Raw genomic sequence first — 12191 nt, forward strand, 5'->3', positions numbered from 1 at the left:
CACCGAGACCGAACGGGAGGAACCGTGAGCGAACGCGCCGCGCCGTTCTACTGCCCGTACTGCGGCGACGAGGACCTGCACCCTTCCGAGGAAGGGCACGGCTCCTGGGAGTGCCGGGCGTGCAGCCGGGCCTTCCGGCTGAAGTTCCTCGGACTGCTCGCCCCCGGAACCGCCGGGTCCGCCCCGTCCGCTTCCCCCGTTCCTTCCGCAGTTCCTTCCGCATCCGACGGAGGTACGCCGTGACCACCAGCACCGACCTTCAGCAGCTCGCCGAGCAGGCGGGCCGCGACCTGGAGGACGCGCCCGCCCTGGAGATCCTCCGGTGGGCCGCCGACGCCTTCGGTCCGCGCTTCTGCGTCACCTCCTCCATGGAGGACGCGGTCGTCGCGCACCTGGCCTCGCGGGCCTTCCCCGGCGTGGACGTGGTCTTCCTCGACACCGGCTACCACTTCCCGGAGACCCTCGGGACGAGGGACGCGGTGGCCGCGGTGATGGACGTCAACGTCCTCACCCTGACGCCCCGTCAGACCGTGGCCGAGCAGGACGCCGAGTACGGGCCGCGGCTGCACGACCGCGATCCCGACCTGTGCTGCGCGCTGCGCAAGGTCAAGCCGCTCGAAGCGGGCCTGGCCGGCTACGACGCGTGGGCGACCGGGCTGCGCCGGGACGAGTCGCCGACCCGGGCGAACACCCCGGTGGTCGGCTGGGACGCCAAGCGGCAGAAGGTGAAGGTCTCGCCGATCGCCCGCTGGACGCAGGCCGACGTGGACGCCTACGTCGCCGAGCACGGGGTGCTCACCAACCCGCTGCTGATGGACGGCTACGCCTCCGTCGGCTGCGCGCCCTGCACCCGTCGGGTGGCGGCGGGCGAGGACGCGCGGGCCGGCCGCTGGGCCGGCAGCAACAAGACCGAGTGCGGACTGCACTGATGGCGGAGTTTTTGGAGACACAGATGACGGGCGCCACGATCTGGCTGACCGGTCTGCCGAGCGCGGGCAAGACGACCATCGCGCACCAGTTGGCCGCGCGGCTGCGCGGCGAGGGACACCGCGTCGAGGTGCTCGACGGCGACGAGATCCGCGAGTTCCTCTCCGCGGGCCTCGGCTTCAGCCGCGAGGACCGGCACACCAACGTCCAGCGGATCGGCTTCGTCGCCGAACTGCTGGCGAGCAACGGCGTGAAGGCCCTGGTCCCGGTGATCGCCCCCTACGCGGACAGCCGCGAGGCGGTGCGCAAGCGCCACCAGGGCGAGGGCACGCCGTACCTGGAGGTGCACGTCGCCACTCCGGTCGAGGTCTGCTCCGAGCGCGACGTCAAGGGCCTGTACGCCAAGCAGGCGGCCGGCGAGATCTCCGGGCTGACCGGCGTGGACGACCCCTACGAGGAGCCCGCGGCACCGGACCTGCGGATCGAGTCGCACACCCAGACCGTGCAGGAGTCCGCGGCGGCGCTGCACGCGCTGCTCGTCGAGAGGGGCCTGGCGTGAACGACGCGCCCGCGGCCACCGGCCCGCAGCCAGCCGTGATACCCGCGCCTCCGCGCCTCGCGGGCGGAGACGGGGGTGCCCCCGGACGGAGTCCGCGGGAGAACGAAGGGGATACCGCGTGACCACCGTTGCTTCGCTTTCCGAGGAACTGGACAACCCCTACGCGCTGTCGCACCTGGACGCCCTGGAGTCCGAGGCGGTGCACATCTTCCGCGAGGTGGCGGGCGAGTTCGAGCGGCCGGTGATCCTCTTCTCCGGCGGCAAGGACTCCATCGTCATGCTGCACCTGGCGCTGAAGGCGTTCGCGCCGGCGCCGGTGCCGTTCGCCCTGCTGCACGTCGACACCGGGCACAACTTCCCCGAGGTCCTCGACTACCGCGACCGCGCCGTGGCGCGGCACGGCCTGCGGCTGCACGTCGCCTCGGTGCAGGACTTCATCGACCGCGGCGAGCTGCGCGAGCGCCCCGACGGCACCCGCAACCCGCTGCAGACCGTGCCGTTGCTGGACGCCATCGACACCAACCGCTTCGACGCGGTCTTCGGCGGCGGCCGCCGGGACGAGGAGAAGGCGCGCGCCAAGGAGCGGGTGTTCTCGCTGCGCGACGAGTTCGGCGGCTGGGACCCGCGCCGGCAGCGGCCCGAGCTGTGGCAGCTCTACAACGGCCGGCACTCGCCGGGCGAGCACGTCCGGGTCTTCCCGCTCTCCAACTGGACCGAGCTGGACGTCTGGCAGTACATCGCCCGCGAGCAGATCGAACTGCCCGCCATCTACTACGCCCACGAGCGGGAGGTCTTCGCCCGCAGCGGCATGTGGCTGGCGCCCGGTGACTGGGGCGGCCCGAAGGACGACGAGGAGCTCCAGGTCCGGCAGGTGCGCTACCGCACCGTCGGCGACATGTCCTGCACCGGCGCCGTCGAATCGGACGCGGACACCATCGAGGCCGTCATCGCGGAGATCGCCGCGTCCCGGCTCACCGAGCGGGGCGCGACCCGGGCCGACGACAAGATGTCCGAGGCCGCCATGGAGGACCGCAAGCGCGAGGGGTACTTCTAGCCATGAGCACGACCAACACCGCCCGCTCGGACCTGACGGTGGACGCGGGCGCCACCTCGCTGCTGCGCTTCGCCACCGCCGGTTCCGTGGACGACGGCAAGTCGACCCTGGTCGGCCGGCTGCTGCACGACTCCAAGTCGGTCCTCGCCGACCAGTTGGAGGCCGTGGAGCACGCGTCCCGCAACCGCGGGCAGGAGGCGCCGGACCTGGCGCTGCTGACGGACGGGCTGCGGGCCGAGCGCGAGCAGGGCATCACCATCGACGTCGCCTACCGCTACTTCGCCACCCCGCGCCGCCGCTTCATCCTGGCCGACACCCCCGGGCACGTGCAGTACACCCGGAACATGGTGACCGGGGCGTCCACCGCCGAACTCGCCGTCGTCCTCGTCGACGCGCGCAACGGCGTGGTCGAGCAGACCCGGCGGCACGCCGCGGTCGCCGCCCTGCTGCGGGTCCCGCACGTCGTGCTGGCCGTCAACAAGATGGACCTGGTCGACTACCAGGAGCCCGTCTTCGCGGCCATCGCCGAGGAGTTCACCGCCTACGCGGGCTCGCTGGGCGTGCCGGAGATCACCGCCATCCCGATCTCGGCGCTGGCCGGCGACAACGTCGTGACACCGTCGTCCGCCATGGACTGGTACGGCGGCCCGACGGTGCTGGAGCACCTGGAGACCGTCCCGGTGGTCGCCGACCCGTCGGACGACCCGGCCCGCTTCCCGGTCCAGTACGTCATCCGCCCGCAGACCGCCGAGCACCCCGACTACCGCGGCTACGCGGGCCAGATCGCCTCCGGCGTGCTGCGCGTCGGCGACCCCGTCACCGTGCTGCCGTCCGGACGGACCAGCACCGTCGAGGGCATCGACGCACTCGGCCGGAGCGTGGACGTCGCCTGGGCGCCGCAGTCGGTGACCCTGCGCCTCGCCGACGACCTGGACGTCTCCCGGGGCGACCTGATCGCCCCGACCGCGACGGTGCCGTCGGTCACCCAGGACGTCGAGGCCACCGTCTGCCACGTCGCCGACCGGCCGCTGAGAGTCGGGCAGCGGGTGCTGCTCAAGCACACCACCCGCACCGTCAAGGCGATCGTCAAGGACATCCCGTCCCGGCTGACGCTGGACGATCTCTCCCAGCACCCGGCCCCGGGCGAACTGGCCGCCAACGACATCGGCCGGATCGTGGTGCGCACCGCCGCACCGCTGGCGCTGGACGCCTACGCCCAGTCCCGGCGGACCGGCTCCTTCCTGCTGATCGACCCGGCGGACGGCACCACGCTGACCGCGGGCATGGCGGGCACCGCGTTCGCGGAGGCGACCGCGGACCCCGCGCCGCAGGGCGCGGCGGACGACGAGGGGTGGGACTTCTGATCATGCTCAAGGACATGTTCTCGACCTTTGCGAAGGAAGGCGGGCGCGTCGGCAGCGGCGCCCTCGGGAGCGGCCAGGGCGGAGTCGGCCGATGTGTGCGCTGACGATGCGTGACTCCGTACCCCCCACCACCTCCTTCCGAAGAACCACCATTTCGCCGGGCGCGCCGTAGCGAGGCGCGTACTGCCCCGGCCCTCCGAGAGGACCACCTCCCGTGTCTGCCGTTCGTCATCGCCTCCTGGCGGCCGCCGCCACCGTCCCGTTGCTGACCGTCGCACTGGGGGCTTGCGGTTACGGCTCCGAGGCCCCGAAGGACACCGCGGCCTCCGTCGCCCCGAAGGGGCCGAAGGTCGACGGGCTCGATCAGGTCAAGATCGGGTTCTTCGGCAACACCACCCACGCCACGCCCCTGATCGGCCTGCAGACGGGCCAGTTCCAGAAGGAACTGGGCGGCACCGCGGTGAAGTCCTCGGTCTTCAACGCCGGCCCCGCCGAGATCGAGGCGCTCAACTCGAACGCCATCGACATCGGCTGGATCGGCCCCTCCCCCGCGATCAACGGCTACGTGAAGTCGCACGGCAAGAGCCTGAAGATCATTGCCGGTTCGGCGTCCGGCGGGGTCTCGCTGATCGTCAACCCCAAGAAGGTCAAGAGCCTGAACGACCTCAAGGGCAAGACGATCGCCACCCCGCAGCTGGGCAACACCCAGGACGTCGCCCTGCTGAACTTCCTCGCGCAGAAGGGCTACACGGTCGACGCCACCAGCGGCAAGGGTGACGTCACCGTCCAGCGCATCGACAACAAGGTGACGCCCACCGCCTTCCAGCAGGGCAGCATCGACGGCGCCTGGGTCCCCGAACCCACCGCGTCCAAGCTGGTCGCCCAGGGCGGCAAGTCGCTGCTGGACGAGAAGAAGCTGTGGAAGGACGGCAAGTTCGTCATCACCAACATGATCGTCTCGCAGCGGTTCCTCAAGGAGCACCCGAAGGCGGTCGAGGCGGTGCTGCGCGCGTCGGTGAAGACCAACGCCTGGATCCGCTCGCACCCCGCCGAGGCGGTCAAGGCACTCAACGAGAAGCTCGCGGACCCGACGATCACGGGTAAGGCGCTGCCGGACGACGTCATCGACCCGGCCTTCAAGAACGTGGACGTCACCGACGACCCGCTGGCCGCCACCCTCCAGGAGGAGGCGGACCACGCCGTCAAGGCGGGGCTGCTGAAGAAGCCCGACCTCAAGGGCATCTACGACCTCACCCTGCTGAACAAGGTGCTCAAGTCCGAGGGCAAGCCGCCGGTCGACGACGCCGGCCTCGGCGGCAACTGACCCCGGCTCCCCGAACCCCCAGGAGGTGACACCGATGACGACCAGCACGCTCACCAAGCCCGCCCCCGCGGCCGCCGGCACCACCGGCCCGTACGCCGCTCGCATCCAGCACGTCTCGAAGTCGTTCGGCCGCCCCGGCGCGCAACAACAGGTGCTGGACGACATCAGCATCGACGTCACGCCCGGCGAATTCGTCTGCCTCCTGGGGGCCTCGGGGTGCGGCAAGTCCACCCTCCTCAGCCTCGTGGCCGGCCTGGACAAGCCGTCCGTCGGCACCATCGAGACGCCCGGCGGCCGACCGGCGCTGATGTTCCAGGAACACGCGCTGTTCCCGTGGCTGACCGCCGGCCGCAACATCGAACTGGCCCTGCGGATGCGCGGCGTGCCGCGCTCGGAACGCCGCGGCGAGGCCGAGCGGCTGCTCGAACTCGTCCGGCTCAAGGGCGCGTACGGCAAGCGGGTGCACGAACTGTCCGGCGGCATGCGCCAGCGGGTGGCGATGGCCCGGGCCCTTGCCCAGGACAGCCAACTGCTGCTGATGGACGAGCCGTTCGCGGCGCTGGACGCCATCACGCGCGACGTCCTGCACGACGAGCTGACCCGGATCTGGCACGAGACCAACCTCTCGGTCCTCTTCGTCACCCACAACGTCCGGGAGGCGGTGCGGCTCGGCGAGCGCGTCGTGCTGCTGTCCTCCCGCCCCGGGCGGGTCGCCCGGGAGTGGCAGGTGGACATCCCCCAGCCGCGCCGCATCGAGGACTCCGCGGTCGCCGACCTGTCCGTCGAGATCACCGAACAGCTCCGTGGGGAGATCCGCCGCCATGGCCAGCACTGAGACCACCACGTCGTCCCCCACGGGGAAGCCCGACGACGACCCCACCGGACCGGCCACCGCCGCCGACGCCGAGGCACCGGCCGACCCGGCGGCCGGCTCCCCGGCCGAAGCGGCCGAAGCGGCTGCCGGAGCCACCACCGAAGGCGACGGAACCGCTGCCGCCGGGGAATCCCGTCCCGCCGCCGGTGACCTCGCCGGTCTGGAGGCAGGGCTCGACGCGCTCGACTCCACCGTGGTGTCCCGGCAGCCGTGGCTGCGCACCGTGCTGTCAAAGGCGTTCCCTCCCCTCATCGCGATCGTGATCGTGCTGGGGCTGTGGCAGCTCGCCTACCACTTCCAGCTCAAGCCCCACTACCTGTTGCCGAGCCCGCTCGACGTCTTCCGCTCGCTGGAGCAGAAGTGGCTCGAAGGCACTCTGCTCGGCTTCGTGTGGACCAGCGTCTCCCGCGGCGCCCTCGGCTTCCTGGCGTCGGTCGCCCTCGGCACCCTGCTCGGCCTGGTCGTGGCCCGCGTCAAGCTGGTCCGGTCCGCGATCGGTCCGATCCTGAGCGGCCTGCAGTCCCTGCCCTCGGTGGCCTGGGTCCCGGCGGCGATCATCTGGTTCGGCCTGAGCGACGCCACCATCTACGCGGTGGTGCTGCTCGGTGCCGTCCCCTCGATCGCCAACGGGCTGGTGTCCGGCGTCGACCAGATATCCCCGCTGTACCTGCGTGCCGGCCGCACCATCGGCGCGACCGGGCTGGCCGGCGTCCGTCACGTGCTGCTCCCCGCCGCGTTGCCCGGCTACCTCGCCGGGCTCAAGCAGGGCTGGGCGTTCTCCTGGCGGTCCCTGATGGCCGCCGAACTCATCGTCAACGCTCCCGATCTCGGCACCGGACTGGGCCAGCTCCTGGAACAGGGCCGTGAACTGCAGGACATGTCCTGGGTGCTGGCCGCGATCCTGCTGATCCTGATCGTCGGCATCGGCATCGAGTTGTTGATCTTCGCCCCGATCGAGCGCCGGGTGCTGCGCAGCCGCGGCCTCCTCGTCAAGAGCTGACACCATGAACGCACGCCCCACTCTCCTCGTCATCGCCCACGGCAGTCGCGACCCCCGGCACGCCGCAACCGTCACCGAGCTCTGCGCGCGGGTCCGGAAGCTGCGGCCGGGGCTGCGCGTGGAGGTCGGCTACCTCGACTTCAACGCGCCCCGGATCCCCCGGGTCCTGGAGCGCCTGTCGGACGACGGCGTACGGAACGTGGTGGCGCTGCCCCTCCTCCTCACTCGGGCCTTCCACGCGAAGACCGACATCCCCGCGGTGCTGCGGGAGGCCGTCGCGCGACTGCCCCTGCTGACCGTCCATCAGGCCGAGGTGCTCGGCCCGTCCCTCCTGCTGACCAGCGCGTTGGAACGCCGGCTGGAGGAGGCCGGGCTGCGGCCCGGTGACCACCGCTCGACCGGGGTCGTGCTGGCCGCGGCGGGCTCCTCAGACCCGGAGGCGATCGCAGTGATCGCTGAAATCGCGCGGGAGTGGCGGCGCACCGCTCAATGGTGTGCCGTGCGACCTGCGTTCGCCTCCGCATCCCTTCCCCGGACGGCCGACGCCGTACGGGCCCTGCGGGCCGAGGGCGCCCAGCGCGTCGCCGTCGCCCCGTACGTCATCGCGCCGGGCTTCCTGCCGGACCGGATCGCCGCCGGGGCCCGCGAGGCCCGCGCCGACATCCTCGCGCCGGTGCTGGGCGCCGCCCCCGAACTGGCCCGGTTGCTCCTGCGCCGTTACGACCAGGCCGTCCGGGCCGGCGCCCGCGGCGACGTGGCGGCCCTCACGGCCTGACCGGCACCGCCCCGGCAGCGCCCCGGCCCCGCTCAGCTCGCCGCCACCACCGCCCCGCGCCCCGCGGGCGCGTCGGCGCGCCCCTTCTCGTAGACCGTCAGGCCGCGCGCCAGGCGCAGGGGTACCAGCAACAGCTCCACGACCAGGGCCTTCCAGGCGTAGACGACGTTGACCGCCTTGGTGGCGTAGGCGCAGGGGATGTTCACCAGCACACCGCACAAGGGGAGTCTGCGGCGGCGCGCGGCGTACACCAGGGGTGGCAGCGTCAACAACAGGTCGACACCGGCCCACCAGGCGAAGGCGACGGGTGGTGACGCACCGGTCGTCGCGCTGAGCACGAACGGCGAGGCCCACCACAGGGGCGCGGTGAGGATCTCGAAGAGGGCCAGCAGCACCCAGAGTGCGAGCAGCGGTTTGCGGACGAGCAACCGGCCGAGGTGGAGCCGGACGTTCTGGCAGAAGCCGGCCATCCAGCGGTTGACCTGTTTGCGGAAGTAGGTGAGGTCCTCCGGGTCGGCGGCGAGGGCGACCGCGTCGGAGACGTAGACCGCGCGTCTGCCGGCGATCTGCCGGGACCACGTGTAGTCCATGTCTTCGACGATGGTGCGCTCGGGGAACCCGCCGAAGGCCACCAGTTCGTCGCGTCGGAAGACCGAGCAGCACCCCGAGCAGACCATGGGGCTGTTGGCGAGTGCCTGGATGGGCCGGTGGAAGTGGAAGCCGAAGAGGTATTCCGTGGAGCGCCCCCGCTCCCACAGGGTGCGGGTGTGGCGGGTGCGGACCGTGCCCGCGGCGACGGCCACCTCGGGGTCGTCGAAGACCGGGAGGACGCGCTGGAGGTAGTCCGGGGCGAGCACGGTGTCCGCGTCGACGGCCAGGACGAGGTCGGTGGTGCAGTGCGGGAGGGCGTGGTTCTGCGCCCGGGCCTTGCTGCCCAGATTGCGCGGCGGGCGCAGGACCGTGGCGCCGTGCGCGGCGGCTACCTCGCCGGTGCGGTCGGTGGAGGCGTCGTCGACGACGAGGATGCGGTCGGGCGGGACCGTTTGCCCCGCGAGGGACTCCAACGTGGCCGGGAGTCCGGCCTCTTCGTTGTGGGCCGGGACGATGACGGTGACGCTGTGCATGGTGGGCTCCCCCCTGTCGTGCGGACCGCGCCGGCGAGGACGCAGAGCAGTCCGATCACTCCGTAGACGATGGTGCTGATGCCGAGGAACGGCGTGACTCCGTGCATGTCACTGACGGTAGCCACGCCCGGCCGTCCACGGTTCCGGAGGAACCCTCCTGTGGATAACCCGCCGCGCGGGAGGGGGCGTTGACGCTTCGGCACGCAACGACGCCGACCGCCGCGCCCCGTGGGGGCGAGCGCGACGGCCGGCGTGCGGTGCTGGGCGGTCCGATCGACTACTGGACGATCTTCAGCAGCTTGTTGGGCGTGCCCTGACCCGGGTTGCTGATCTTGTCCGGGGTCGCCCCGTCCGTCAGCGCCTTCTCCACGTCGGCCGGCTTGGCGTCCTTGTGGTCGGCCAGGTAGACCGCGGCGGCACCCACGACGTGCGGGGTCGCCATCGACGTGCCGGAGATGGTCTTGGTGGCGTCGTCGCTGTTGTTCCAGTCCGAGGTGATGTCGGAGCCCGGAGCGTAGAGGTCGACGACGCTGCCGTAGTTGGAGAAGTCGGACTGCTGGTCGTCCTTGGTGCTGGAGGCCACCGTGATGGCCTCCTTGACGCGCGCCGGGGAGCCCTGGCCCGCGTCGGTGGACTCGTTGCCGGCCGCGACGCCGAAGGTGACACCGGAGTCGATGGCCTTCTTCACGGCCGCGTCGAGCGCCTCGTCCGCGCCGCCACCGAGCGACATGTTGGCGACCGAGGGGCCCTTGTGGTTCTTGGTGACCCAGTCGATGCCCGCGACGACCTGCTCGGTGGAGCCGGAGCCCTGCCCGTCGAGCACCTTGACGGCGACCAGCTTGACCTTCTTGGCGACGCCGTAGGCGGTGCCGCCGATCGTGCCGGAGACGTGGGTGCCGTGGCCGTTGTCGTCCTCGGCCTTGTTGCTGTTGTCGATGGCGTTGAAGCCGTACGACGCGCGACCGCCGAAGTCCTTGTGGCTGATGTGGATGCCGGTGTCGATGACGTACGCCGTGACGCCGTCGCCCGCGCTGTCCGGGTAGTTGTACTTGCCGTCACCCTTGGTGTCGGCCTGGTCGATCCGGTCCAGGCCCCACGACGGCGGGTTCTCCTGGGTGCCGTCGATGTGGAACGTGTGGTTCTGGACGACCTTGTCGACGGCCGGGTCGGCAGCCAGACGCTTGGCGTCCTCGCTGTTCAGGCCGGTGGTCGAGAAGCCGTCGATGGCGGAGGTGAAGGTCCGCTTGACCTTGCCGCCGTACTTGGAGGCCAGGTCGCCGCTCTCGGCGGCGCGCACCGAGGCGGACTTCTTCAGCAGCACGATGTAGCTGCCCTTGACGGCGCCCTTGGCGTCGGCGCCGTAGATCTTGCCCTCGGCGGCGGGCGACGCGCCCGCGGTGACCGCGGTGACGGCGGCGATACCAGTGGCGGCCACCACGGCGGATATCGCCGTGACGAGCCGCTTCTTGCTGGAACGCTTATGAGCCATGGCGAGGGTTCTCCTCGTTCGTGGTGTGGGGGGAAGCGTTGCGAAGAGCCCGAAGGGACCGAAAGGCTCCACCGGGCTGGTTCGAAACCCTGTCGGATTGACGGGTGCAATTCAAGGTCCGCCCGGCCGTGTGAGATTCGCAACAACCCTGCGAAAAGGCAAAGACCCACAGAACTACCCATAAACATCAGCCGAGTTGACGGACAGTGACCCAAGTGCGTTTACGTTTACGCAATGAAAGGGGACGGCTGACGAGGCGTTTGCATTTTCAACCGTCCCGCTATGACATGCTCGCGCCCCGCAAGAGGTGTACCGGCGGTTACCCCCGCGGGAGTTGGGCCTCGATGAGGTCGGCGGCCCGCCGGCTGCCCCCCTCGCCCGCCATCGCCGCGCGGATCCGGTCGAGCGCCGCGGCCACACCGGCGTCGTCGACCACCGCGCGCACCGCCGCCCCCAGCGCCTCCCCGGTGACCTGCCCCTTCGTCAGTTGCCGGGCGACGCCCAACGCCTCCAACGTGTCCGCGTTCATGAACTGGTCGGCGGCCTGCGGTACGCACACCATGGGCACCCCGTTGGCCAACCCCTCCTGGCTGCCGCCCATCCCGGCGTGGGTGACGAACGCGTCCGCCTGCCGGAGGACCGCCACCTGCGGGACCCAGGTGTGCACCTCGACGTTGTCCGGGACCGCACCGAGCGCGGCCGGATCGGTGGACTTCCCGATCTGGAGCACCACGTGCCAGTCCGGCCGGCCGCCGAACGCCTCGATGCAGGACCGGTAGACGTCCGGGGCGTCGGTGAACACCGACCCCAGCGAGACCAGCAGCACCTTGGCGTCCGGCGCGAGACCGGTCGGCCGCCGCCAGTCGCCCTGCGCGGCGCGGTCGCCCTGGCAGGAGCCGACGAAGGTGAAGACCGACCCGTCGACCCGGTCCGCGTGCGGCTGCATGGCCCGGGGGACCAGGACCAGCCCGCGGGCGGGCCGGGCGGCCAGGTGGTCCGGCTCCGGGAGGTGCGCCATGCCGTGCTCGGCCAACCAGGACCGGAAGCGGGCGTAGTAGGCGCGACCGCGTTCGGTGCCGCGCAGCTCCTCCCGCATCGCCTGGGCGGCCTCCGCCTCGTAGCCGTCCCAGGCGACGATGTGCGGGGCCAACTGCACGGCCGGGACGCCCCAGCGGCGGGCGAGGAGCGGGGCCGGGAACGCGGCGCTGTCGTGGAGCACCAGGTCGGGGGCGTCGCCCTCGTAGGCCGCGGCGAGTTGCGGCAGCGCCTGGATCGCGTCGTCGAGGAACGGTTCGAGCTGGTCGAGGAGTTCGGTGCCCCAGCCCTGCGGGTCGTCGGCGGCGGGCAGGACGGAGGTCCACGGTCGGGGTTCGGCGCCGACGGCGGCGACCAGGTCGGCGAACTCGGCGGGCACGGCATAGGTGACGCGGTGCCCCCGGTCGACCAGCTCACGGATCACGTCGAGGTTCGGCTGGACGTGACCGTGGGCCGGGATGCTGAACATGGCGAGGTGCGAACGGTGTTGAGGCATGCCCGCACCTTAGGCGAGACGATACGTATCGTGCAATCCTGAAAAGGCGTCACCCCCGCCCCATGGACGACGACTCCCGCAGCCACAAGTACCCCGCGGGCCGTGGGCGGACGGGCTCCGGAGCGCCTCGTGGCACCTGCGAGACTGGGCGCGAGATCGCACCGCAGGAG

Annotated in this window: 12 protein-coding genes; 9 read left to right on the top strand and 3 right to left on the bottom strand. The window is 71.4% G+C overall.

Annotation, left to right across the window (positions count from 1 at the left end; all coding sequences use genetic code 11):
- The first annotated feature begins 24 nt into the window (after positions 1 to 24).
- The 9 genes from ABD385_RS21880 (at position 25) to ABD385_RS21920 (ending at position 7877) form a co-directional block, all read left to right on the top strand.
- Entirely contained in the window at positions 25 to 243 is a 219-nt protein-coding gene (locus ABD385_RS21880; protein WP_344578711.1) for a hypothetical protein, read from the top strand.
- Positions 240 to 929 carry a phosphoadenylyl-sulfate reductase gene (locus ABD385_RS21885; RefSeq protein ID WP_344578712.1) on the top strand — a complete coding sequence of 230 codons (690 nt, stop codon included), beginning with the start codon at positions 240 to 242 and terminating at the stop codon, positions 927 to 929. Before ABD385_RS21880 ends, ABD385_RS21885 begins: the two co-directional genes overlap by 4 nt.
- A 23-nt stretch (positions 930 to 952) precedes the next feature.
- On the top strand, positions 953 to 1486 hold the full coding sequence (gene cysC, locus ABD385_RS21890; RefSeq protein ID WP_344578714.1) for an adenylyl-sulfate kinase: 534 nt from the start codon (positions 953 to 955) through the stop codon (positions 1484 to 1486).
- A gap of 118 nt (positions 1487 to 1604) precedes the next feature.
- Positions 1605 to 2540: a sulfate adenylyltransferase subunit CysD gene (gene cysD / locus ABD385_RS21895; RefSeq protein ID WP_344578717.1), complete on the top strand. Its 936-nt coding sequence runs from the start codon at positions 1605 to 1607 to the stop codon at positions 2538 to 2540.
- Between the two features lie 2 nt (positions 2541 to 2542).
- On the top strand, positions 2543 to 3904 hold the full coding sequence (locus tag ABD385_RS21900; protein WP_344578718.1) for a sulfate adenylyltransferase subunit 1: 1362 nt from the start codon (positions 2543 to 2545) through the stop codon (positions 3902 to 3904).
- Positions 3905 to 4118: 214 nt separating this feature from the next.
- Positions 4119 to 5228, top strand: coding sequence for an aliphatic sulfonate ABC transporter substrate-binding protein (locus ABD385_RS21905; protein ID WP_344578720.1), 1110 nt, complete (start codon positions 4119 to 4121; stop codon positions 5226 to 5228).
- 34 nt (positions 5229 to 5262) lie between these two features.
- Positions 5263 to 6063, top strand: coding sequence for an ABC transporter ATP-binding protein (locus ABD385_RS21910; RefSeq protein WP_344578722.1), 801 nt, complete (start codon positions 5263 to 5265; stop codon positions 6061 to 6063).
- Positions 6050 to 7102 (top strand): ABC transporter permease, encoded by a 1053-nt coding sequence (locus tag ABD385_RS21915; protein WP_344578725.1) that lies wholly within the window; start codon positions 6050 to 6052, stop codon positions 7100 to 7102. Before ABD385_RS21910 ends, ABD385_RS21915 begins: the two co-directional genes overlap by 14 nt.
- Positions 7103 to 7106: 4 nt before the next feature.
- Entirely contained in the window at positions 7107 to 7877 is a 771-nt protein-coding gene (locus ABD385_RS21920) for a sirohydrochlorin chelatase (RefSeq protein ID WP_344578728.1), read from the top strand.
- 32 nt (positions 7878 to 7909) lie between these two features.
- Here ABD385_RS21920 and ABD385_RS21925 read toward each other — a convergent pair whose 3' ends face one another.
- The 3 genes from ABD385_RS21925 to ABD385_RS21935 form a co-directional block, all read right to left on the bottom strand.
- On the bottom strand, positions 7910 to 9001 hold the full coding sequence (locus ABD385_RS21925; RefSeq protein WP_344578730.1) for a glycosyltransferase family 2 protein: 1092 nt from the start codon (positions 8999 to 9001) through the stop codon (positions 7910 to 7912).
- Positions 9002 to 9278: 277 nt separating this feature from the next.
- Entirely contained in the window at positions 9279 to 10490 is a 1212-nt protein-coding gene (locus ABD385_RS21930; protein WP_344578731.1) for a S8 family peptidase, read from the bottom strand.
- A 319-nt stretch (positions 10491 to 10809) separates the two neighbouring features.
- Complete coding sequence (locus ABD385_RS21935) at positions 10810 to 12021, bottom strand: macrolide family glycosyltransferase (protein WP_344578732.1); 1212 nt, start codon at positions 12019 to 12021, stop codon at positions 10810 to 10812.
- Positions 12022 to 12191: the final 170 nt, after the last annotated feature.

This window comes from Streptomyces lunalinharesii, assembly GCF_039532155.1.
In the GTDB taxonomy this organism is placed as follows: Bacteria; Actinomycetota; Actinomycetes; order Streptomycetales; family Streptomycetaceae; genus Streptomyces; species Streptomyces lunalinharesii.

Excerpts from the sequence above, each read along its gene's own strand:
- ABD385_RS21915 (WP_344578725.1), top strand. The coding sequence starts at position 6,050 with ATGGCCAGCACTGAGACCACCACGTCGTCCCCCACGGGGAAGCCCGAC.
- ABD385_RS21930 (WP_344578731.1), bottom strand. The coding sequence starts at position 10,490 with ATGGCTCATAAGCGTTCCAGCAAGAAGCGGCTCGTCACGGCGATATCC.
- ABD385_RS21925 (WP_344578730.1), bottom strand. The coding sequence starts at position 9,001 with ATGCACAGCGTCACCGTCATCGTCCCGGCCCACAACGAAGAGGCCGGA.
- ABD385_RS21910 (WP_344578722.1), top strand. The coding sequence starts at position 5,263 with ATGACGACCAGCACGCTCACCAAGCCCGCCCCCGCGGCCGCCGGCACC.
- ABD385_RS21920 (WP_344578728.1), top strand. The coding sequence starts at position 7,107 with ATGAACGCACGCCCCACTCTCCTCGTCATCGCCCACGGCAGTCGCGAC.
- ABD385_RS21935 (WP_344578732.1), bottom strand. The coding sequence starts at position 12,021 with ATGCCTCAACACCGTTCGCACCTCGCCATGTTCAGCATCCCGGCCCAC.
- ABD385_RS21900 (WP_344578718.1), top strand. The coding sequence starts at position 2,543 with ATGAGCACGACCAACACCGCCCGCTCGGACCTGACGGTGGACGCGGGC.
- cysC (WP_344578714.1), top strand. The coding sequence starts at position 953 with ATGACGGGCGCCACGATCTGGCTGACCGGTCTGCCGAGCGCGGGCAAG.